Source organism: Vibrio sp. SCSIO 43009 (genome assembly GCF_023716525.1).
GTDB lineage: Bacteria > Pseudomonadota > Gammaproteobacteria > Enterobacterales > Vibrionaceae > Vibrio > Vibrio alginolyticus.
Window position 1 is genome coordinate 31788 of sequence record NZ_CP071842.1, and the last position, 21855, is coordinate 53642.

Annotated in this window: 19 protein-coding genes and 1 riboswitch; of the genes, 12 read left to right on the forward strand and 7 right to left on the reverse strand. The window is 46.0% G+C overall.

The window, feature by feature from the left end:
• Window positions 1–242 precede the first annotated feature (242 nt).
• From J4N43_RS00150 to thiH, 8 genes are all read left to right on the forward strand, one after another.
• Window positions 243–1625: a multicopper oxidase family protein gene (locus J4N43_RS00150; protein ID WP_053350798.1), complete on the forward strand. Its 1383-nt coding sequence runs from the start codon at window positions 243–245 to the stop codon at window positions 1623–1625.
• A 123-nt stretch (window positions 1626–1748) separates the two neighbouring features.
• Entirely contained in the window at window positions 1749–2132 is a 384-nt protein-coding gene (gene crcB / locus J4N43_RS00155) for a fluoride efflux transporter CrcB (protein WP_053350797.1), read from the forward strand.
• A gap of 60 nt (window positions 2133–2192) precedes the next feature.
• Window positions 2193–2291: riboswitch (TPP riboswitch) on the forward strand.
• Between the two features lie 163 nt (window positions 2292–2454).
• Window positions 2455–4395, forward strand: a complete 1941-nt coding sequence (gene thiC / locus J4N43_RS00160) for a phosphomethylpyrimidine synthase ThiC (protein WP_053350796.1) — start codon at window positions 2455–2457, stop codon at window positions 4393–4395.
• On the forward strand, window positions 4395–5810 hold the full coding sequence (locus J4N43_RS00165) for a thiamine phosphate synthase (RefSeq protein ID WP_053350795.1): 1416 nt from the start codon (window positions 4395–4397) through the stop codon (window positions 5808–5810). The genes thiC and J4N43_RS00165 overlap by 1 nt, the downstream gene beginning before the upstream one ends.
• On the forward strand, window positions 5797–6594 hold the full coding sequence (locus J4N43_RS00170) for a HesA/MoeB/ThiF family protein (RefSeq protein ID WP_053350794.1): 798 nt from the start codon (window positions 5797–5799) through the stop codon (window positions 6592–6594). Before J4N43_RS00165 ends, J4N43_RS00170 begins: the two co-directional genes overlap by 14 nt.
• 14 nt (window positions 6595–6608) lie before the next feature.
• Window positions 6609–6863 (forward strand): sulfur carrier protein ThiS, encoded by a 255-nt coding sequence (thiS, locus tag J4N43_RS00175; protein WP_053350793.1) that lies wholly within the window; start codon window positions 6609–6611, stop codon window positions 6861–6863.
• Between the two features lie 5 nt (window positions 6864–6868).
• Window positions 6869–7636, forward strand: coding sequence for a thiazole synthase (locus J4N43_RS00180; protein ID WP_005397059.1), 768 nt, complete (start codon window positions 6869–6871; stop codon window positions 7634–7636).
• Between the two features lie 34 nt (window positions 7637–7670).
• Window positions 7671–8783, forward strand: coding sequence for a 2-iminoacetate synthase ThiH (thiH, locus tag J4N43_RS00185; RefSeq protein WP_062730799.1), 1113 nt, complete (start codon window positions 7671–7673; stop codon window positions 8781–8783).
• Window positions 8784–8919: 136 nt separating this feature from the next.
• Here the strand turns inward: thiH and J4N43_RS00190 are convergent, their stop codons facing one another.
• Window positions 8920–10710 (reverse strand): aminopeptidase P family protein, encoded by a 1791-nt coding sequence (locus J4N43_RS00190; RefSeq protein WP_053350791.1) that lies wholly within the window; start codon window positions 10708–10710, stop codon window positions 8920–8922.
• Between the two features lie 203 nt (window positions 10711–10913).
• Complete coding sequence (locus J4N43_RS00195) at window positions 10914–11855, reverse strand: LysR family transcriptional regulator (protein WP_005378791.1); 942 nt, start codon at window positions 11853–11855, stop codon at window positions 10914–10916.
• Between the two features lie 107 nt (window positions 11856–11962).
• Between J4N43_RS00195 and J4N43_RS00200 the strand changes: the two genes are divergently transcribed.
• The gene (locus J4N43_RS00200) at window positions 11963–13156 is read left to right on the forward strand and encodes a multidrug effflux MFS transporter (RefSeq protein ID WP_005382927.1); all 1194 of its coding nucleotides are present in this window, start codon (window positions 11963–11965) and stop codon (window positions 13154–13156) included.
• Between the two features lie 91 nt (window positions 13157–13247).
• Window positions 13248–13529, forward strand: a complete 282-nt coding sequence (tsrA, locus tag J4N43_RS00205) for an H-NS-like global regulator TsrA (protein WP_005378786.1) — start codon at window positions 13248–13250, stop codon at window positions 13527–13529.
• 31 nt (window positions 13530–13560) lie between these two features.
• On the opposite strand, the gene J4N43_RS00210 is transcribed toward tsrA, so the two are convergent.
• The 4 genes from J4N43_RS00210 to J4N43_RS00225 form a co-directional block, all read right to left on the reverse strand.
• A complete protein-coding gene (locus J4N43_RS00210; RefSeq protein ID WP_053350790.1) occupies window positions 13561–14016 on the reverse strand; it encodes a DoxX family protein in 456 nt (151 codons plus the stop codon).
• 10 nt (window positions 14017–14026) lie between these two features.
• Window positions 14027–14785, reverse strand: coding sequence for an HvfC/BufC N-terminal domain-containing protein (locus tag J4N43_RS00215; protein WP_062730800.1), 759 nt, complete (start codon window positions 14783–14785; stop codon window positions 14027–14029).
• Window positions 14782–15654, reverse strand: a complete 873-nt coding sequence (gene bufB, locus J4N43_RS00220; protein ID WP_053350788.1) for an MNIO family bufferin maturase — start codon at window positions 15652–15654, stop codon at window positions 14782–14784. The genes J4N43_RS00215 and bufB overlap by 4 nt, the downstream gene beginning before the upstream one ends.
• A gap of 99 nt (window positions 15655–15753) precedes the next feature.
• On the reverse strand, window positions 15754–16014 hold the full coding sequence (locus J4N43_RS00225; RefSeq protein WP_005378779.1) for a BufA1 family periplasmic bufferin-type metallophore: 261 nt from the start codon (window positions 16012–16014) through the stop codon (window positions 15754–15756).
• A 281-nt stretch (window positions 16015–16295) separates the two neighbouring features.
• Between J4N43_RS00225 and uvrD the strand changes: the two genes are divergently transcribed.
• Both uvrD and tnpA read left to right on the forward strand, forming a co-directional pair.
• A complete protein-coding gene (uvrD, locus tag J4N43_RS00230) occupies window positions 16296–18470 on the forward strand; it encodes a DNA helicase II (RefSeq protein WP_053350787.1) in 2175 nt (724 codons plus the stop codon).
• A gap of 332 nt (window positions 18471–18802) precedes the next feature.
• Window positions 18803–19237 carry an IS200/IS605 family transposase gene (gene tnpA, locus J4N43_RS00235; RefSeq protein WP_062730726.1) on the forward strand — a complete coding sequence of 145 codons (435 nt, stop codon included), beginning with the start codon at window positions 18803–18805 and terminating at the stop codon, window positions 19235–19237.
• Between the two features lie 766 nt (window positions 19238–20003).
• Here tnpA and ggt read toward each other — a convergent pair.
• The gene (ggt, locus tag J4N43_RS00240) at window positions 20004–21770 is read right to left on the reverse strand and encodes a gamma-glutamyltransferase (RefSeq protein WP_062730801.1); all 1767 of its coding nucleotides are present in this window, start codon (window positions 21768–21770) and stop codon (window positions 20004–20006) included.
• Between the last annotated feature and the right edge of the window lie 85 nt (window positions 21771–21855).

A 21855-nucleotide genomic window follows, 5' to 3' on the forward strand; every position in this document is an offset into this window, starting at 1 on the left:
TATCAGGCTCTGACTTAGGTCAGAGCCTTTTTTGTATCTGGCTTCCTCTCATTATTACGGCTTATTTCTACTCTTATCTCGTAAGTATGGCTTTCTGCTGTACTTTGGCAGCATTTAATCTACTGAACGAACGAAACTACAGTTAGCTGTAATGATCAGTGGCCCGAAATTTTAATAATAAAGGGGAATCACTATTTATATTTAGTTACACTCAACCGATCTGGATTAATGAGTAACTATGTATGGATATATCTCGTCGACGCTTTCTTCAATCATCCTTAGCAATCTCCGCGCTTACCGTTCTACCTGCATGTTCTCTATCTAGGAGCACTAATAAGCAGGGGCAATATATATACGATATCACTGCAGAGCCTTCTACTGCAGAATTGGTCCCTGGGTTTAACACAGACGTACTCGCATTTAATGGTTCGATTCCAGCGCCTACGATTCGTTGTCGCCAAGGCGAGAAAGTTATAATTCGGTTTACTAACAAGCTTTCAGAGCCGACTACAATCCACTGGCATGGCTTGCGAATCCCTATTGAAATGGATGGTGTACCTTTCTTAAGCCAGCCGCCTATCATGCCGGGTGAAACATTCGTTTATGAATTTACACCGCCAGATGCAGGCACGTTTTGGTATCACCCCCACATGAATAGCGTTAAGCAACTTGGTATGGGCTTAGTTGGGCTAATTATCGTTGAAGAGGCTGAGCCTGTTCTATTTGATGAAGAACAGGAAATAGTTCTAAAGCATTGGCATTTAGACAAACAAGGTCAGTGGAAGAACCTTATGGTACCGCGCTTGAGCGCTCGTATGGGGACTCCCGGAGAGTGGAGTAGCGTCAATGGTGTGCATGAACCTGTTTATACGCTGAAGCAGAATGCTACCACGCGATTAAGAATTGCTAATGTCGATAACACCATTACTTACCCGATCGCTATTGAAGGTGCAGAGGCTTGGGTTATCGCTATTGATGGTAACCCTGTTAAAACGCCTTACAAGCTCACTCAGCATAAAATTGGTCCAGGAATGAGGTTAGATGTCGGATTGATTGCTCCAAAGGCTGGAAAACGTGTTTATGTGCGTCAAATGAAAGGACGCTTCCCATTCCCTTTGTGCGAGTTTGACGTTGTTGAGTCTGATCTGTCGAACAACCAGAAACTGCCTTTATTACCTCTCAACCCTGTGCCAGCTCTCGATTTGAAAAATGCAGAGCAAATCGATTATGTGTTTGAGTGGGAGGGGGCGATCACTCCTGCTGATAAATCGGGCAAAGCGATCCCCCAATTCTGGCTGATGAACAAACGGGCTTGGGAGGGAATGAGCAAAGATAATATTCCAGCGCCGCTTTCAACATTGGAGATGGGAAAAACCTATATCTTCAACCTAAAGAACGTCACCCAATATCATCATCCTATTCATCTTCATGGACACACATTTACGGTTCTTGAGTTAGATGGCAAAAAACTCGACGAACCGTTTCATACCGATACGGTCTTACTTGGAAAAAACGGCAGTGCGAAAGCGGCATTTGTTGCAGATAACCCAGGGCGTTGGATGTACCATTGTCATGTAATTGAACATATGAAGACGGGTTTGATGGGTTACATTGAAGTAAAGTGACTCCTGTAACTTTTAAAATCTTGATAAGTTTTAAGCGCTATACTTTGCTGAATTCTAAGATTGTATAATCACTATTGCCGTAAATTTGATTACAATGTCGCCATTAAATTTTCTGGGGGAATTATGGGACAACTATCCGTTTTGGGTTTTATTGCATTGGGTGGTGCATTTGGTGCATGTTCTCGTTACTTAATTTCTGAACTTTGTGTCATTTTATTGGGGCGTGGTTTTCCATATGGTACGTTAACCGTTAACGTTGTTGGCTCATTTATGATGGGCTTATTGATAGCAGCTTTCGATAATGAACTTTTGGCAATGGAACCTTGGCGACAAGTGATTGGCTTGGGTTTTTTAGGGGCACTAACGACGTTTTCCACCTTCTCGATGGATAATGTGTTGCTTATGCAGCAGGGCGCTTTCTTTAAGATGGGGTTGAACGTATTGTTGAATGTCGTGTTAAGTATTTCAGCTGCGTGGATAGGCTTTCAATTATTGATGCGCAGCTAGCAAAGTAGTTAAAAATTGAACAGGTCGGCTTGGTTTCACCAAGCCGTTTTTATATACTGACATCACTTGTCGGAGTGCCATAAGGCTGAGACCGTTAATTCGGGATCCGTTGAACCTGATCAGATTAGAATCTGCGAAGGGAACAAGAGAAGATATTCACACCGGAGTTCTTTCTGGTTGATCTATCAAAAGTCGAATGTTGTTACAGGCAAATATCGTAAGCTTTAACTAGCCTTAATTTGACTCCTCTTGTCGCATCTATCCGCCAAGCATTTTTATCCAATTACTTTTTATCTAGTATAACAAAGCAAGGAAAAATGCTATGTCGAGTCGCAAACAAGCGAGACTGGAAGCAAAACAGTTCATTGATACACTCTCGGTACAACCGTACCCCAATTCAAGCAAAGTCTACGTAGAAGGCTCACGTCCAGATATTCGTGTGCCAATGCGTGAAATATCACTCGCTGATAGCCTTATTGGAGGCACAAAAGAAGCGCCTATATTCGAACCTAATGAGCCAGTACGCGTTTACGATACGTCGGGTGTATACACAGATCCAGAGCACACCATAGACCTCTATAACGGCTTACCTAAGCTGAGAGAAGGGTGGATTGAAGAGCGCGCCGATACTGAGCTACTTGATGAAGTAAGCTCGGTGTACACCAAAGAACGCTTAGAAGACGAAACACTAGACGATCTTCGTTACGGTAATCTACCACGTATTCGACGTGCCAAAGATGGCCATTGTGTGACCCAATTGCACTATGCTCGCAAAGGTATTATTACCCCAGAAATGGAATATATCGCGCTGCGTGAAAACATGGGGCGTGCCAAGTATCGCGATGAAGTGCTGAATCAACAGCATCCGGGTCAAAACTTTGGTGCGAACCTACCAAAGGACATTACTGCAGAGTTTGTGCGTAAAGAAGTCGCCGAAGGTCGCGCTATTATCCCTTCTAATATCAACCACCCAGAATCCGAACCAATGATCATTGGACGTAACTTTTTGGTCAAAGTGAACGCCAACATCGGTAACTCATCGGTCACTTCTTCGATTGAAGAAGAAGTAGAGAAACTAGTGTGGGCGACGCGCTGGGGTGGCGATACCGTTATGGATCTCTCTACTGGACGCAATATTCACGAAACTCGCGAGTGGATTCTACGTAACAGTCCGGTTCCGATCGGTACCGTGCCAATGTACCAAGCGCTCGAGAAAGTGAATGGTGTTGCGGAAAACCTTAACTGGGAAGTGATGCGCGATACCCTGATTGAGCAAGCAGAGCAGGGCGTTGACTACTTTACTATCCATGCCGGTTTACTACTTCGTTATGTGCCAATGACTGCAAAACGCGTTACTGGCATCGTCTCTCGTGGTGGTTCTATCATCGCGAAATGGTGTTTAGCGCATCACCAAGAAAGCTTCTTATATACCCACTTCCGAGAGATCTGTGAAATCTGTGCTAAGTATGATGTGGCACTTTCTCTCGGTGATGGTCTGCGTCCTGGCTCGGTGGCCGATGCTAACGACGAAGCGCAATTTGCAGAGCTTCGTACCCTTGGTGAGTTAACCAAGATTGCGTGGGAATACGACGTACAAGTAATTATCGAAGGTCCTGGCCATGTTCCAATGCATATGATCAAAGAGAACATGGAAGAGCAGCTGGAGCACTGCCATGAAGCACCATTCTACACGCTTGGCCCACTGACGACAGACGTCGCTCCTGGTTACGACCATATTACTTCAGGCATCGGCGCTGCCATGATTGGTTGGTATGGCTGTGCGATGCTTTGCTACGTCACTCCTAAAGAGCATCTTGGCTTACCAAACAAAGAAGATGTGAAAGTAGGCATGATCACTTATAAGCTTGCTGCGCACGCCGCTGATTTAGCGAAAGGGCACCCAGGTGCTCAAGTTCGTGATAATGCGCTTTCTAAAGCTCGCTTCGAGTTCCGCTGGGAAGATCAATTCAACTTGTCACTCGACCCAGATACCGCGCGCGCTTTCCATGATGAAACCTTACCTCAAGAGTCCGGCAAAGTTGCTCACTTCTGTTCGATGTGCGGACCAAAGTTCTGCTCGATGAAGATTTCGCAAGAGGTACGAGAGTACGCGAAAGACACTGAGCAAGTTGCTGCGGACCAAGCTATCTCGATCAAAATGCTAGATGATCCTCTTGAAGGGATGCGTCAGAAATCGCAAGAATTTAGAGAGTCAGGTTCCGAGCTATACCACCCAGCAGCACATGCCGAGGTAAGTGACTAATGAGCAAAATCCTTATTCCGTCATCGTTGATTGAACTGACAGGTTTCGTTCAGCAATGTTTGTTGTTGGCGAAAGAACAGGGTTTTAGCATAGAAGACATTGAGTTGGGTGTGAGCCCAACTCAATGTCTTCAGCTTGTTCGCGACCAACAGACCACACGCATAACGACAGATCTTATTAATGGTTATGACTCTGAGAATGAGAGTTCATTTGTGCTCTATTACCGCTCTGCTTTATCGGTAGAAGCGTGTGCTAAGCAACCGTCGAAAGCGATTTATATTGGCATTGCTGATACGCATGTATCCGATGAAAAGGAGAAAGTGCTTCAGCTTGATATCTGGCGTCACCCAATTAACAACGAAGTGAGAGCGCTTTCCGTTAAGTCCAAATTCAACGCAATATTCGATCCTGAACATCACCTTGCTTGGATAGTAACGCTGACAGTACTCGATTTTCCTATCGAAGATGCGTTAACACTTGCTCGAGGAATGCTAACTCAACAAGCGAATGTTTCACGTGAAACACTGTTGAATGACAACCTTGGTGAGGGAAGATCTACTCAGTGGGCTGACCAATTTGATGATTTCCCCACACCTGTACTAGAGGATAACCGGCTAGGTATTCAAGTTGGTTGGTCTGCACAAGGTGAGAGCGTTAGCTTTCCAACTCTAACTAAGCAAAGTCTAGGGCTCTATCCAGTCGTTGATGATGTTGCTTGGATTGAGCGTCTACTGCCACTAGGCATCAACACTATTCAACTGCGAATCAAGAACCCACAACAAGCCGATTTAGAACAACAGATCATTCGAGCAATTGAGCTAGGCCGTCAGTATCAAGCACAAGTGTTCATCAATGACTATTGGCAGTTGGCAATCAAGCATGGCGCTTATGGCGTTCACCTAGGACAAGAAGACATAGAAGAATCGAATTTGGCTCAGATAACTAAAGCCGGCATTCGTCTTGGTCTTTCTACGCATGGTTATTACGAACTACTGCGCATCGTGCAAATTCATCCTAGCTACATCGCACTAGGGCATATTTTCCCAACCACCACAAAACAGATGCCATCGAAACCACAAGGTTTGGTGCGCTTGGCTTTGTATCAAAAGCTGATTGATAGCATTCCTTATACAAATACAGAGGCTGCTTTCAGACCTTCAAAAGACAAAGAAGTAAGTGACTATGTGCTTGGCTTTCCGACGGTTGCGATTGGTGGTATCGACCAATCTAATGCTGACCAAGTTTGGCTAACAGGTGTTTCTAGTTTGGCAGTTGTGCGAGCTATTACGTTGGCAGAATCGCCTCAGTCCGTCATCGAGTTCTTTGCACAACTGATGAAAGAAAGACAGCTAACGTTCACTGATCAGAATAATGAATTGGCGGATACCAAGAGAGGCGAGCATGCTCACGGATAAGCAGTTCCTTCGCTATCAACGTCAAGTCGCTCTGCCAGAAATTGCCGAAGTTGGACAAGAGCGGTTGAGTAAATCGAATGTGCTGATCATCGGTTGTGGTGGGTTAGGAAGTGCTGCGAGTTTGTACTTGGCATCAGCGGGTGTTGGTAAATTGGTTGTGGTCGATGACGATGAAGTTGATAGCAGTAACCTACAACGTCAGATCATTTATCGTGAACAAGACCTCCAAGTTGCGAAAACAAAAGCGACTGTGAAGCAATTGACTGAACTTAATTCTATGGTTCAAGCTCGTGCTATCAATAAGCGATTAGACAAAGCACAGCTGCAGCTTGAGGTGATGCTAGCGGATGTGGTGCTCGACTGCACCGATAACATGCCAACGCGTCAGCTAATTAACCAAGTTTGTTTCGAGCAAAATACGCCGCTCATCTCGGCGGCGGCAATTGGTTGGCAAGGGCAATTCGCTGTCTTTGATTACCAAACACCAAGTGAACAAGAAGCGCAGAGTAAAGCGTGTTACCGCTGTTTGTATCCGTTCGACGAATTACCGCAAACGCAAAAGTGCAGTGAGAGCGGTGTCGTCGGTCCGGTGGTCGGCACACTTGGTAACTACCAAGCGATTGCGGCAATTCAAAAACTGGCGACGGGAAAGTTTCATGTCGAGACTGCCAAGTTGCATCTGTTTGATGGGTTGAAACTGCAATGGCAAACCATGGCGATAAGCAAAGACAAACAGTGCCAAGTGTGTGCTCAGATTAAGCTGACGAGTAATGGGCAGAAGTAAGAGAGTTGGAAGCAATGACGTTATCAGAACAACAAACAACACAAATGACCGCTGCTGATTTAGATGTGATCACTATTGTCATTAATGACCAGTCACATCAAGTCGCCAGTAAGTCGAATTTACGGCAAATCATTAGTCAATTTGCGCTGCCTGAAATGGGCTGTGTTTTTGCAATTAATAACAATGTTGTGCCGCGCAGTGAGTGGGCTAGCACAGTTCTTTCACAAGGAGATAGCATCTCTTTGTTTCAAGCGATCGCAGGGGGTTAACGTCGATGCTTAAAATTGGTGATAAACAATTCGAATCAAGACTGTTCACGGGAACAGGGAAGTTTGCCAACAGCCGATTAATGGCAGAAGCGATTCAAGTGTCGGGTTCTCAACTTGCGACTATGGCGTTGAAGCGTGTGGATGTGAACGACCAACAAGACGATATTTTGCTGCCGTTAGTACAAGCGGGGGTGAACTTATTGCCGAACACCTCGGGTGCAAAGAATGCTAAAGATGCCGTATTTGCAGCACAACTGGCGCGAGAAGCGTTAGGTACTAACTGGTTAAAATTGGAAATTCACCCAGACCCGAAGTACTTGATGCCTGATCCAATTGAGACACTTGCGGCTGCTGAACAACTGGTTCGTGAAGGCTTTATTGTTCTTCCTTACTGTCATGCTGACCCGGTTCTATGTAAACGATTGGAAGAAGTAGGTTGTGCTGCAGTCATGCCATTAGGTGCGCCGATCGGTTCTAACAAAGGGATAGTTTCTCACGACTTCTTAGAGATCATCATTGACCAAGCAAATGTTCCTGTGGTTGTGGATGCGGGTATCGGCGCACCTTCACATGCCGCGCGTGCGATGGAAATGGGTGCGGATGCCGTGCTCGTCAATACTGCGATTGCAGCTTCGAGCGATCCCGTTGCGATGGCGAAGGCATTTAAGTTGGCGGTAGAGTCGGGGCGTATGGCTTATGAAGCCGGACTTGCTGGTAAGGTTTCTCATGCGGTTGCGTCGAGTCCACTGACGTCATTCTTAGATGAGCTTTAGTCCTAGATTGGTTTAGCTATTAAGCGAGGAAAACATGAGCTTCGTTGAACAATTTAAGCAGCTGAATTGGGATGACATTTCGATGTCGATCTACGCGAAAACGGCACAAGATGTCGAGCGAGCATTGAATAAACCCAAGCGTGATTTGGAAGATTTTAAAGCGCTAATTTCACCAGCGGCTGAAGCGTACTTAGAGCAAATGGCGCAACTGTCATACTCGGCAACTCGTAAGCGTTTTGGTAATACCATGTCGCTTTATATTCCATTGTACCTTTCTAACTTGTGCGCCAATGCTTGTACTTATTGTGGCTTCTCCATGGAGAACAGAATCAAGCGTCGTACCTTGAATCGGGACGAAGTGGCTGCAGAAGTTGAAGCCATTAAACGCATGAAGTTTGATAGCGTATTGCTGGTGACTGGCGAGCACGAAACTAAAGTGGGTATGAAATACTTCCGCGAAATGGTGCCTATGATTAAGAAGCGCTTTAACTATTTGGCGATGGAAGTACAGCCACTTGATCAAGACGAATACGCTGAGCTCAAGACATTGGGTTTGGATGCGGTGATGGTCTATCAAGAAACGTATCATCCTTCGACTTACGCCGAGCACCATTTGCGTGGCAACAAGATGGATTTCGAATACCGATTGGATACACCCGATCGTCTTGCAAAGGCGGGCATTGATAAGATAGGTATTGGTGCTTTAATAGGATTGGAAGAGTGGCGAACAGATTGTTTTTATGTGGCAGCGCACTTGGACTATCTTGAGCGCACATATTGGCAGACTCGTTACTCAATTTCTTTCCCACGTTTACGTCCTTGTAAGGGCGCGCTCCAACCCAAATCAGTCATGACGGATAAACAGCTTGTGCAGTTGATTTGCGCTTATCGCTTGTTGAATCCAGAAGTGGAGTTGTCATTATCGACTCGTGAATCACCAAAGTTCAGAGACAATGTATTACCGTTAGGCATCACCAGTATGTCTGCTGCATCTAAAACTCAGCCGGGTGGATATGCGATGGATGATGTTGAACTCGAGCAGTTTGAGATCAGTGATGAGCGAAGTGCGGGTTCTGTGGAAGATATGATTCGAGCCAAAGGCTTTGACCCTGTATGGCGAGATTGGCACTCAGCGTATTCTGGTTAATCAGCAAATAAAGCTACTGGTCATCGTTATGTTTCACGTGAAACATAAGTAAAGAAAAGAGGGTTGATGCAAAACATCAACCCTCTACTTTTTTCTAGCTTCTAGCTTCTAGCTTCTAGCTTCTAGCTTCTAGCTTCTAGCTGTGTGCTACAGGTAGCGTTGCTTGACGAAGCCACTCTTTCACATCACCTTCAACAAGTGGGCTGATCTCATCCCATACCTTCTGATGGTAATCATTCAACCATGCAAGCTCTGGACGAGTTAGCATATCAACATTGATGTTGCGCTTGTCGATTGGACAGCGTGTTAGCGACTCAAATGACAGAACAGGGAAGTCACCGTTAGTTGGGGTTTCAACAACAAGCTCTAGGTTCTCGATACGGATACCAAACGCATCCGCACGGTAGTAACCTGGCTCGTTGGACAGCACCATGCCTTCTGTTAGAGGCACGTCGATTTGCTTCTTCGAAATGCTTGCTGGACCTTCATGAACACTTAGGAAGTGACCAACACCGTGACCAGTACCGTGATCGTAATCGTAGCCCTCCGCCCACAGGTGCTGACGAGCTAGCGTATCGATTTGGTAACCACGTGTGCCTTTCGGGAAACGTGCACGTGCAACACCGATGTGGCCTTTTAGCGCGAGAGTGAATTGTTTAATCATCTCTTGTGAAGGCTGACCGATCGCGATGGTACGCGTGATGTCTGTCGTGCCATCTAGGTACTGACCGCCTGAATCCACTAGGTAAAGTGTGTTCAGTTCTAGCTTGCCAGGTTCAGGTTGGTTCTCGTGGTTGTAGTGACACATCGCCGCGTTGCCACCTGCCGCTGAAATGGTATCGAAGCTAAGATCCATAAGTGTTGGGTCTTCGCTACGGAACGCTTCCAGTTTGTCAGCCAGTGTCGCTTCATCATGCAGGTTACCAGCAGCGACTTCTGCATCTAACCAAGATAGGAACTTACTCATCGCCACACCATCACGGATATGGCATGCTTTCATGCCTGCGATTTCAACCGCGTTCTTCGCCGCTTTTGGCATTAGACATGGATCAGCTTTACTCACCACAGATGCGCCAGCATTTTGTAGAACCAACTTAAACCATGCGTTACTTGTCGCAGGGTCAACCAGTACATTCTTGCCAGTTAGAGTTTCTAGTCGTGCTTGCAACGCTTCTGGGTGATGAACTGTTACGTCCGCACCAACATGAGCGTCAAACTCAGCAGGTAAGCGAGCAGGATCTAGGAAGTATTCCACGCTTGAGTCTGAGTGCAGAATCGCGTGAGAAAGCAGAACTGGTAGACGTGAGACATCTAGACCACGAACGTTGAGCAACCAACAGATAGAATCAAGTGCTGTGATCACTGCGCTGTCTGCACCGGCTTTTTTCACGAGCTCTGCGATTTCTTGGCGTTTGCTTTCACTTGATTGTCCAACTGTTTCTGTTGCCATTAGGCGAACATCAGAAACCACAGGAGCAGGGCGGTCGTGCCACAGTTCATCAATTGGGTTGCTATCGAGAATCTTAAGCTCAAGGGCACCTGCAAGTTTTGCTTGTGCCATGTCTAGCCAAGCAGAGTTGTGCATGCGAGGGTCGATTGCCACAGACGCGCCATTTGCAAGATGGTCTTTAATCCAATCTAGTGCAGGCTCTTCAATCAAGTGACGGTATTCGAATAGATCAGCAGGAACCTGCTTTGTTACTTGTACTGTGTAGCGACCATCAACAAAGATAGCGGCTTTGTCTTTGGTGATTACCGCAGCACCAGCAGAACCGGTAAAGCCAGTTAGCCAATGTAAACGCTCGTTGTGCGCTGGTACGTATTCACCCAAGTACTCGTCTTCATGAGGGACAAGTAGGGCATCAATATTATGTTGTGCTAGCCATTCGCGAATTGCATTCACGCGGCTTTGGGTATCGTTGTGCATCTGTGTTATTCCTTCAAATTACCGCTCCTTCATGCTCAGGTGTGGGAGCTGTTTCCATCTGCTTCATGCAGTTTACGATTCCATTGAGGTTCGCAATCACTTCAATAGAGTCGGAGTACAACTAGGCCATAGATGAGCCAAAAAGGACTAGGACAGTTAAGCTACTCATTTTAGCCGCTAAGCGCAAATTGAGCGCGGTGTTTTTATCTAAGGTGATCGGTTTTTTGTGTGATCATCGTACGTAGCCAGCCTAATGCAGGGTCGTTTTCTCTGTCTCGGTGCCAGAATAAAGTGTAAGCCATAGGTGGGAATTCTAACGGTAGTGGCAGCACGACCAAATCAAGCTGTTTGGCCGCAAGTTGCACAAAATGACTTGGCGCAGTAAAGATAAAGTCGGTGTATGAACATAAACTTGCGGCACTGTTAAAGTCGGGCACAGTGACGGCAATATCGCGGTCGGCGCCAATATCTGCAAGGCGATAATCCAGCAACCAACGGTCGTTGCCATCACAACGTACTTGTACATGGCGTAGGGCGAGATAGGCTTCCAGATTCCAAGGTTGTTTTAGCGCAGGGTGGTTTTTGCGAATGATGCACATTTGGTAATCACGATAAATTTCCAACTCGCAAATGTCATCGGGTGGTTGAAGAGTCAGCTTGGCATCGTTTATATCGATATCTTTTCCAGTTAAGCCTAAATCCAGTTCGCCGCGTTGAAGCATTTTAAATGTATTATCCGACCACGGGTGTGTGCTAATTGTCACGCCAGGTGCTTGTTGAAAAATCGCCGGTAAGAAATGGGGTAGAATGAGAGGGTAGACACTCTCTACCGCTGCTATTTGAAAACGGTATTCGCTGCTTTGCGGAGAAAACTCTTCGGGTTGAGTCAGCACTTCTAACTGATTTATCAACAGATCCAGTTTCGGTTTAAGAAACAATGCGCGCGGCGTAGGTGTTAATCCATGTGAGTTTCGAGTGAAAAGAGGGTCATCAAATTGAATGCGCAGTTTAGCCAGTGATTTACTTACGGCGGATTGGCTTAAGCACAATCGGTGGGCCGCACGAGTAACATTTAACTCTTCAATCAGCACTTTAAAGCAGACCAATAGATTTAAATCGATACGAGCCAGTTTTTCGACGTTCACAGTGAATTTCCTCTGAGGAATAATGCTCATGATTATACATCATTTCCATTCATATCATCAGATGATTAAGCTTTACCCAAAGTTCTTTATCCAATTCGGAGTGTTGTGTGTCTAGCCAGTTTTCTAATAGTAAAAAACAGATGGCGTTATTGACCCTTTTGGTTCTTTTCAGTCCTTTAGCGATTGATATTTATCTACCTGCTTTACCTCTTATTGCTTCCACTTTTCAGGTCGATAATGCGCTAGCACAAGACACGATCACTTGGTTCTTATTTGCTATGGGTGTTGGTCAGCTATTCGCAGGTCCCTTAGCAGATAAACTCGGACGTCGAACTGTTGCATTGGGCGGTATCACCATTTACGCGATGAGCGCTTTATTGGCGTGGAGTGCTCAAAATATTGAGTGGATGTTGGTTTCCCGACTGCTACAAGGCTTAGGTGCGTGTGCGACATCGGTAGCAGCCTTTGCAACAGTTCGCGATATCTTTGGCCCGGAAAAAAGCGGCAAAATGATCAGCTACCTTAACGGTGCGATTTGTTTCATTCCGGCTTTAGCTCCAATTCTAGGTAGCTGGTTAACTCAGCAATTTGACTGGCGTGCTAACTTTAGCTTTATGGCGGGTTTTGCTGTGGTGTCTGGATCATTGATGTTTTTCATGATGAAAGAGACTAACCCGTCAACAGAAAAGCAAGCGGTGTTTAAGCTTAGTCGGTATTGGGCAGTGCTTAGCACACCATCTTTTGTTTTCCATGCGTCATTATGCTTGATGGCGATGGCGGTTATTCTTGCTTACGTTACCTCAGCACCGTCGGTATTGATGACGGGGATGGGGCTGTCGATGAATGAATTCACTTTCTGGTTTGGTGTAAATGCGGTGATAAACATTGCGGCATGTATGCTGGCGCCTAAGTTTATGGAGCGCGTTGGAACTCACAACACCTTGGTCACCGGGATCTCAACTCTGGGTCTCGCAGGTGTGATCATGCTAGTGATGAATGGTCAGAATACCGCGCTTTCTTTCATGCTACCTATCTTCATGTCTTCTGTAGGTTTTGCATTCATTCTGGGTGCAGCGGCAGGGAAAGCGTTAGAACCGTTTGGTGATAAGGCGGGCACGGCAGCTGCACTGCTTGGATTGTTCCAAATGAGTGGCTCTGGTTTGTTGGTGGGTACACTGCAACGCTTATCTCTGGATCCACAAACCTTGATCGCAATTCATATGTGGGTCCTATTACCTGCGTTGGTCGTTCTGTTTACAAAAGCAGGGAAGAACTGGCACTCGAGCTTTGCGAAAGCGTAAATCAGTGTAATTTAGTATTTTCCAATGTAAGTAAGGCGTGTATATTTGTCACTCAGACTTTTCCTGACACCATAACGGAACTCAAAAAGTAATGTCGTTAACCACGTATGAAATGGCTCGTATTCTAGAGCAAATGGAAGATTCACCAGAAAAGGTGATGTTTGGCAAGTTGCTTAATGAGCTGGGTAATCAAAGCTCCGAGCGTATTCGTAGTGCGGCTAAACAAGTACCTCTGCCAATTTTGCGTGATATCGTGTACCAATTTCAGCAAGTGATTGAGTCACGCAAAGATGAACAAGTCGAGCAGATGGCAAAAGACCTCGCTCAGCAAGGTATCTCAGCAGAAGAGCTACTGGCTTACTTGAATAAATAATAAAAAATCCCCGCATGATGCGGGGATTTTTTTAGCTCGTCATTTTCTTTTTCAGGATGTGGTCCAAAGACAGCGGTCCTGGCCCCCATACGATTACGATAAGAATCATCAATCCCCAAAGTTGGTGATCATAAAAACCTTTCTCCCACAACAGTGGGTAAGAGATCACTGCGATGATGTTGAACACAAACAGCATTGCTGCCATCGGGCGGGTAATCAATCCTAGTGCCAAGAACACCGGTAGAACCAACTCCGCAGCCGTACCTAAATAAGCCGCCAATTCCCATGGCAAGATTGGCACTTGGTATTCCAGCTCAAATAAGTACAACGTGCTATCCCAAGACGAGATTTTGATTAGTCCTGAATTGAAGAACACCCAAGCAACCCAAAAGCGGCAAAAGAGAAGTAGTAAAGGGACAAAGCCAGCTTGTAAGGTACTGATTAAATCGTCATACCGATTCACTAAGTTTTTAATCGTATCCTTCATAGAGTGCTCCTTAGATTGATTGCAATGTAAAGCCGTCAACAATATCGAGTGCCATGATGCGATTGAGATGAGCGAGTAAAACTTCAGGTATTTCGCTCAAACTCTGCTTCTGCTCTAAACATTGCAGCAGTTGGAACACATCAGCATCGAGTGCGTGACACAAGGCTTCTCCATTGGCTTGAATCGAGATGACACCTTGCTGTAATTGGTTGATATTAAGTTGTTCGAATTGCCCAGTTTGAATCGCGCTAAATAGATCGAATACTGCGTAGTTGGAGTCAAAGCTGCGGCAGCCCTTTTTAAGGTGTAAGACTAAAGTGGGTTGTTGCTCTTCACTCACTTCGCCAAGTAACGCAAGCGGTTTTAATTCCGCTGCATTGGATTGCTCATACTGTGCTTGACGAGCTAGGTCGATATGCCACTCGAAGCGGGCGACTTCAGGGCTGTAAGGTGCTTGTGCAATCACCTGACTGAACTGCATGATGGTGTCTTGAAAGCCTTCGCCATAATGCACCACATTTCCTTCTTCTAATGGGTAAGAAAGAACATGCTGGCGAGCTATCTGTTCAAAGCATTCTTCACCAAGCAGCGCTTCAACCATCGGGTAGGTCGCGGATAACACCTCGCTTAAGCTGACGATAAAGTTATTGCGGTAAATCTGCATGCGTTCATCAGCGGTAAACGTATCACTGGCAATATCGCAATCTTCACCGAGTGCTTGATAGTGTAGGGCTTTAGCAAACTGGCTTTGTAAGGTGGCTAGATTCATGATGCCTTCCTTGGTTCGCTTTGTTCACTTGGAAGTGTACCTTGCAACAGTAGTTGCGATGCTTTCTGTGCTTCTCCTAATAAGACTTCTGGCGCGGGGATATCCAAATCCCATTCAATCAACGTATGACGTGGACCGTGTTTTTTTGTCCACTGTGAAAACAACTGCCAAACTTCATCGCTAACTGGGCGGCTATGGGTATCAATCCATATCTCACCTTTGTCGAGTTGTTTAATGGTAAAACCTGCCAAGTGAATCTCATCCACTTTGTCGGCTGGAATCGCATCTAGGTATGTGTCGCAATCAAAACCGTGGTTGAACGCCGAAACATAAACATTGTTTAAATCGAGCAATAAACGACAGTCAGTGCGCTTTTGCACTTCGGTAAGAAACTCCCATTCGCTGATGGTCGAATGTTGAAACTTCACATAACTAGATGGGTTCTCTATCAAGATCTCGCGTTGCAAATATTCCTGCACTTCATTCACGTTACGAGTGAACACGTTGAGCGCTTCTTCCGTATACGGAAGTGGAAGCAGGTCATTAAAGTAGTGACCGCCGTTTTCACTCCAACTTAAATGGTCAGAAACAAGAATTGGGTCGATTGAGTCAATCAGTGATTTAAGTTGCGCAAGATGCTTTTGACTAACACGTTCCACCGAGCCCAGCGACAAACCAATACCGTGGCAGCTAATTTGATATTGCTCGCGAAGCGTTTGTAGCTGATGGCGCTCTGCAGCGTTGGGTTGGAAATAGTTTTCACTGTGGATTTCTAACCAAGACAACTCGGGTTGGTTTTGGCTAAAGTAATCGAGGTGAGGGGTTCTTAATCCAACTCCAACAAGGTCGTGGAAGGTGTGGTGTTTCACGTGAAACTCCTTTTCAAATCGTGCGGGAAGAGAAGGATGCGTCTTGGCTTTGCGTTGGTTGAGCGTCAACGCATCCTCACAATAGCTAGCGATAAAAGATTATGAAGAAGAAGTGCTACCGCCAGCGAGTTTGTCACAAAGACCTTTTGGTACGACTACGAATGCGTCTTTTTGGTTATCTTCTTTAGAAGTACCAGCGCATGAGCTGCTTTTTGTTGCACAGTCGTTTTTACCTGCTTTAGAAACGCCATAGCACTTTTCTTTTTCAGCAGCGACAGCTGGAGCTGCAGTTAGCATTGTGCCACCAAGAGCTAGAAGACCAGTAACAGCAGCAGTAACAGCTAGATTCGACTTTTTCATAATAAATTCCTCTGAATGATTTCCTTTACTTTAAGTTGGCAAGATGAATCACCTGTTTTGGCGTTTTTGTTATCAACTTGCTTAACTTAAAAGATAGGAAACTGGCTAAAAAACTTTCAGAAAAATTTCCGAAGTAAATGGGTTTGCAGGGTCAAATAGGTATAACTAATTGATGTGTTGGGCAAAAAAACATCGATTTTTTTATCAAGTTTTGTCTAAACAGCACCCGGTTGTTTAGGTTATAATCGGTTTTTATGTATAAATAACCAGTAGCTCTCATCATGATGGATCCATCTCTATTACTCGACGGTTTGAACGATAAACAACGTGAAGCCGTTGCAGCACCTCTAGAAAACTTGCTCGTTCTTGCTGGCGCAGGAAGTGGTAAGACACGCGTTCTTGTTCACCGTATCGCTTGGCTGATGTCGGTCGAGCAAGCTTCTCCGTTCTCAATTATGTCGGTAACCTTTACCAATAAGGCGGCGGCAGAGATGCGTGGACGTATCGAAGAGCTAATGATGGGCAGTGCAGGCGGTATGTGGAATGGTACTTTCCACGGCATTTGTCACCGTATTCTGCGTGCACACTATCTTGATGCCAAGCTACCGGAAGATTTCCAAATCATTGACAGTGACGACCAACAGCGTCTACTAAAGCGTTTGATTAAAGCGCAAAACCTCGATGAGAAGCAGTGGCCGGCACGCCAAGTGGCATGGTGGATTAACGGTAAGAAAGACGAAGGTCTGCGCCCGTCGCACATTGATGCGTACCATGATCCAGTAACCAAGACATATCTGCAGTTGTACACCGCTTACCAAGAGGCGTGTGACCGTGCTGGTTTAGTCGATTTTGCGGAAATCTTGCTGCGCGCACATGAGCTACTGCGTGATAACAAGTTCGTCCGTGAACACTACCAAGCACGCTTTAAGCACATCTTGGTGGATGAGTTCCAAGATACCAACAACATTCAATATGCTTGGCTACGTATGATGGCGGGTCCTGAGTGTCACGTGATGATCGTAGGTGATGACGACCAGTCGATTTACGGCTGGCGTGGTGCAAAAGTCGAGAATATTGAGAAGTTTACGCTGGAATTCCCAAGCGTGAATACCATTCGTCTTGAGCAAAACTACCGTTCCACTAAGACCATTCTGGAAGCATCTAACACCCTGATTGCGAATAACACCGAGCGTATGGGTAAAGAGTTGTGGACGGATGGCGTGGTCGGTGAGCCTATCTCGGTTTACAGCGCTTACAACGAATTAGATGAAGCCCGTTTTGCGGTGAACAGAATCAAAGAGTGGCAAGACAAGGGCGGTGCTCTGAATGACGCTGCGATGCTTTACCGTAACAACGCCCAGTCGCGTGTTCTGGAAGAAGCGTTAATTCAAGCCGGTCTGCCTTATCGTATCTATGGCGGCATGCGATTCTTCGAACGTCAGGAAATCAAAGATGCCTTGAGCTACATGCGTCTGATTGCCAACCGTAACGATGATGCGGCGTTTGAACGTGTGGTGAATACGCCAACGCGTGGTTTGGGCGATAAGACGCTTGAAACCATCCGTTTTGCGGCTCGTGATCGTGGTTGCACCATGTGGGAAGCGAGTGTGGCAATGTTGGACGAGAAGGTGCTTGCTGGTCGCGCTGCTGGTGCTCTGAGCCGTTTTATCGAGCTTGTCACCGCGCTAGAAGACGACACCTTAGAGATGCCGCTGCATCACCAAACTGACCATGTAATTAAATACTCGGGCTTGTTCGCGATGTACGAGCAAGAGAAGGGCGAAAAGTCTAAGGCACGTATTGAGAACTTGGAGGAATTGGTGACCGCAACTCGCCAATTCGAGAAACCAGAAGAAGCCGAAGACATGTCACTGCTGACGGCATTCCTAACCCACGCAGCACTAGAAGCGGGCGAAGGACAAGCGGACGAATTTGAAGATGCGGTTCAGCTCATGACATTACACAGTGCGAAAGGTCTAGAGTTCCCATTGGTGTTTATGGTCGGTGTGGAAGAAGGCATGTTCCCAAGCCAAATGTCGGCAGAAGAAGCAGGGCGCTTAGAAGAAGAACGCCGTCTGTGTTACGTAGGCATGACCCGTGCAATGCAGAAACTGTACATCACTTATGCTGAAATGCGTCGTTTGTACGGTCAGGATAAATACCATAAACCGTCTCGCTTTATCCGTGAACTGCCAGAAACTTGTTTAGATGAAGTACGAATGAAGGCGCAAGTTAGCCGTCCTTCAAGCAGTGGTCGATTTAGCCAAACTGTTGTGAAAGAGAGCTTTAATGAAACCGGCTTTACGCTAGGTTCTCGTGTGATGCATCCAAAGTTTGGTGAAGGCACCATCATCAACTTCGAAGGCAGTGGTCCACAAAGCCGTGTACAGATTGCCTTTAACGGTGAAGGCATCAAATGGTTGGTAACTGCTTACGCACGACTAGAGAAACTGTAAGGCTTGACCAAAACTCATACCAATCGTAGTAAATAACTGGTCATTCTAGCTTGTTAAAATACTCGATAACTGCGTTGCAATTTTTGATTGTAGAATAACTACTTATCGAAAAATTGCGCCTTGTTCTCAAGCATTTTCCCTACGCTATTTCTGATCACTTATTTATTGTGATTGGTATCATCCACTTAAGAGCTGCTTCGGCGGCTCTTTTTGTTTTCAGCCCTAAACCACCTACTTCAGTAGGTGGTTATCATCCGTTTCGGCTTTGCCTGTAAAACTACTCATGCTAAATGCGTCTTTGATTTTTCCAGAAGTCAAAGAGGACAAATAACATGAGTAGATACAATCAAGCTTCCCACGTATTTTGGCGTTGTCAATACCATATAGTGTGGACGCCAAAGTATCGATTTAGGATCTTGAAGAACAATATAGGTAAAGAAGTTTATCGATGTATTTATGTTTACTGTAATCAACTTGGATGTGAAGTCGTAGAGCTAAACGTACAAGTTGACCACGTACATTTAGTTGTAAAGGTCCCACCAAAGCTTTCGATATCCAAGTTGATGGGGGTATTGAAAGGCAAAATAGCCTTAAAGCTATTTAGCAAGTTTCCTCACCTTAGGAAGAACAGGCTTTGGGGTAATCACTTTTGGCAAAGAGGCTATTTTGTCGATAGTGTTGGAATCAATGAAGAAACAATACGCCGATATGTAAGACATCAAGAGAAGCAAGAGCGAGTAGAGCAGCAGCAATTGGCGCTGGACTAAACAAAGGCCCCCTTTTAGGGGGCTCACACAAAGCCACCTTCTTTAGAAGGTGGTAATTTACTTGTGCGGTTTTGGCGTCGATAAAGCAGTAAAAAAATGGAATTCGAAAGCGCGATTTAACGGTGCAGATGAGAAAAACTTTAGGCAAAGAAAAACCCCGAGGGCTTGCGCCCATCGGGGTTATAGTCTTACTCGCAGCAATCCAGCTACTAAGAGTGCTCCATGCATCTAATCCATGATAGTGTGCTGAATCCGTCAGCTTAATCCTTACGTCGCCTTCCTAGCGGTGTCCTTAATGACCTTATCCTGGTCTGCTAACTATCCTCGTTAGCTCTCATCACTTGTTCCCTGAGCGGTGTCCCTGACATCATCCTGATGTTCAAATCCTTGCCTCGTCCAGAGGTGTCCATTTCCCGTCCTTAGTAGCAACCATCCTAGTCACTATTGATTCCGTTCAATGTCCAATTTTGCAATCCATGCCCGACTATTCATCCTGAATAACCGTTTCTTCTTCCTGAAGTTCACCAAGTCCGTGGTGTTTCCTGTTCCGTGTCAGCATCCTTCCGACAGGTTTAATATTACGTGTTTAACGATTTCCAACAACGGGCTAATCTCACATTTTTTAACTCTCTTAGCGTTCAAAAAAGATACATGAGTATTAAATTCAATGGCTTATGCTCTTTTCTGTACGGTTTTACCATTAAAAAAGAGAGGTTTGCTCAACCCTTTGTGAGAGATCTCGCACAAGGGGTCGAGCGAAAGACTCTTACTGCCCGATAGCGGCACCTTCACGCCTTGGATCGGCTGCGCCCTCAAGACCGTCTTTTGTTATACGTATCGCATGCAGTCCAGAGTTCAAATCACGAACATCAGTTTTAAAACCCATCTTTTCCAACTCAGGCTGTAAGCCTTCTGCAGCGGTACCTTGCTCAATATCTAAGGTACCAAAACGGTTCAGTAATCGTGGCTGATTAATCGCGCTTTGGATGTCCATATCCCATTGCGTGTGGGCGATAATGGCTTGTGCGACGTAACCAATGATGCGGCTGCCACCCGGTGAGCCAATTGCCATGTATGGTTTGTCATCCTTCATCATAATGGTTGGTGCCATGGATGAACGTGGGCGTTTGCCCGGTTCTAAGCGGTTCGCGATTGGCACACCATCTTGATGAGTGCGGAAAGAGAAATCGGTCAGTTCGTTGTTGAGCAAGAAGCCGCGCACCATCAAGCGTGAGCCAAAAGCGTTTTCAATGGTTGTTGTCATTGAAACCACATTGCCTTGCTTATCGACGATATTGAAATGGCTAGTGGAAGGCAGCTCGATCGATTGATCCATGCTTAAGTTCATCGCGTGTGACCACGGTGGGTTACCGGCTTCAACCTTACTCAAGGCTTTACCGACTTGAATGAGCTCAGAACGTTGTTTGAGATAATCTTTATCAAGTAAGCCTTCGGTTGGCATTGGCACATAATCTTGGTCAGCCATGTACTTACCGCGATCCGCAAACGCAAGGCGCGATGCATCGGCGATCACTTGCCATGATTTCGCGCTTTCGGCTCCCCAACCTTTAAGATCGTATTGCTCGGTGATCGCAAGAATCTGTCCAACCGTCAATGCGCCAGAGCTAGGTGGTCCCATGCCGCAGATGTCATAGCTTTGGTAAGCCGCACAAACCGGTTCACGTTGCTTGATTTGGAACGCATCAAAGTCAGGTTGTGCCAATACGCCAGGATTGCCCGGTGCATTCTGTACTGTCTTGATAATGTCTGTGGCGATATCGCCTTGATAGAAAGCTTTTGCCCCTTGCTCTGCAATTGCCGTCAGAGTTTGCGCGTATTCAGGGTTCTTCAACAACGTGCCTTCGGCTTTTGGTGAGCCATCTGGATTAAAGAAGTAAGCCTTAGTCGCAGGGAAGCGTGATAGGCGTTTGGCATCCTTCTCAATCAGGCTCGCGAGGCGAGGACTCACTTCGAAACCTTGCTCAGCCAAGGTAATCACAGGTTGGATGATCTTTTTCCATTCCAACTTGCCGTATTTCTTGTGCGTGTCCCACAGTAGTTTCACTGTGCCAGGAGTAGCAACGGAGCGCCCTCCGACAACCGCATCGTAAAATTGCAGTGGTTGTCCTTTGTCATCTAGGAAGAGTTTCGGCGTTGCGGCGAGCGGTGCGGTTTCGCGCCCATCATACGTAGTCAGTTTTTGTTTCTCACTGTCCCAATACACTAAGAAGGCACCGCCACCAATACCTGATGATTGCGGCTCTACCAAGCCCAGCATCAGTTGTACGGCAACCATGGCATCAATAGCATTACCACCTTGAGCAAGAACATCCGACCCAGCTTGGGTGGCTAGTGGGTTGGCTGCGGTGACCATATAATCTTTGGCTTTGACCAATTGCTTTTGCTCGAAGCCAGTACTGTGCTCCGGCGCAACGGCATCTGCCGCTTGGTTAGCAAAGGCTGAGGTAGATAAGATTAGTGGGGAAGTAAGAAAAAGACCCGTGGTCACGAGTCGGTTGAACGTCCAATGCATGATGACTCTCCATGTTGCCAGTTTTGTGCTTTCAGCTTGGCAGTTATGGAGAGTCACGTCGAGTCAGCAATCTTAGAAATGTCGA

Excerpts from the sequence above, each read along its gene's own strand:
- J4N43_RS00150 (WP_053350798.1), top strand. The coding sequence starts at position 243 with ATGGATATATCTCGTCGACGCTTTCTTCAATCATCCTTAGCAATCTCC.
- crcB (WP_053350797.1), top strand. The coding sequence starts at position 1,749 with ATGGGACAACTATCCGTTTTGGGTTTTATTGCATTGGGTGGTGCATTT.
- thiC (WP_053350796.1), top strand. The coding sequence starts at position 2,455 with ATGTCGAGTCGCAAACAAGCGAGACTGGAAGCAAAACAGTTCATTGAT.
- J4N43_RS00165 (WP_053350795.1), top strand. The coding sequence starts at position 4,395 with ATGAGCAAAATCCTTATTCCGTCATCGTTGATTGAACTGACAGGTTTC.
- J4N43_RS00170 (WP_053350794.1), top strand. The coding sequence starts at position 5,797 with ATGCTCACGGATAAGCAGTTCCTTCGCTATCAACGTCAAGTCGCTCTG.
- thiS (WP_053350793.1), top strand. The coding sequence starts at position 6,609 with ATGACGTTATCAGAACAACAAACAACACAAATGACCGCTGCTGATTTA.
- J4N43_RS00180 (WP_005397059.1), top strand. The coding sequence starts at position 6,869 with ATGCTTAAAATTGGTGATAAACAATTCGAATCAAGACTGTTCACGGGA.
- thiH (WP_062730799.1), top strand. The coding sequence starts at position 7,671 with ATGAGCTTCGTTGAACAATTTAAGCAGCTGAATTGGGATGACATTTCG.
- J4N43_RS00190 (WP_053350791.1), bottom strand. The coding sequence starts at position 10,710 with ATGCACAACGATACCCAAAGCCGCGTGAATGCAATTCGCGAATGGCTA.
- tsrA (WP_005378786.1), top strand. The coding sequence starts at position 13,248 with ATGTCGTTAACCACGTATGAAATGGCTCGTATTCTAGAGCAAATGGAA.
- J4N43_RS00210 (WP_053350790.1), bottom strand. The coding sequence starts at position 14,016 with ATGAAGGATACGATTAAAAACTTAGTGAATCGGTATGACGATTTAATC.
- J4N43_RS00215 (WP_062730800.1), bottom strand. The coding sequence starts at position 14,785 with ATGAATCTAGCCACCTTACAAAGCCAGTTTGCTAAAGCCCTACACTAT.
- J4N43_RS00225 (WP_005378779.1), bottom strand. The coding sequence starts at position 16,014 with ATGAAAAAGTCGAATCTAGCTGTTACTGCTGCTGTTACTGGTCTTCTA.
- uvrD (WP_053350787.1), top strand. The coding sequence starts at position 16,296 with ATGATGGATCCATCTCTATTACTCGACGGTTTGAACGATAAACAACGT.
- tnpA (WP_062730726.1), top strand. The coding sequence starts at position 18,803 with ATGAGTAGATACAATCAAGCTTCCCACGTATTTTGGCGTTGTCAATAC.
- ggt (WP_062730801.1), bottom strand. The coding sequence starts at position 21,770 with ATGCATTGGACGTTCAACCGACTCGTGACCACGGGTCTTTTTCTTACT.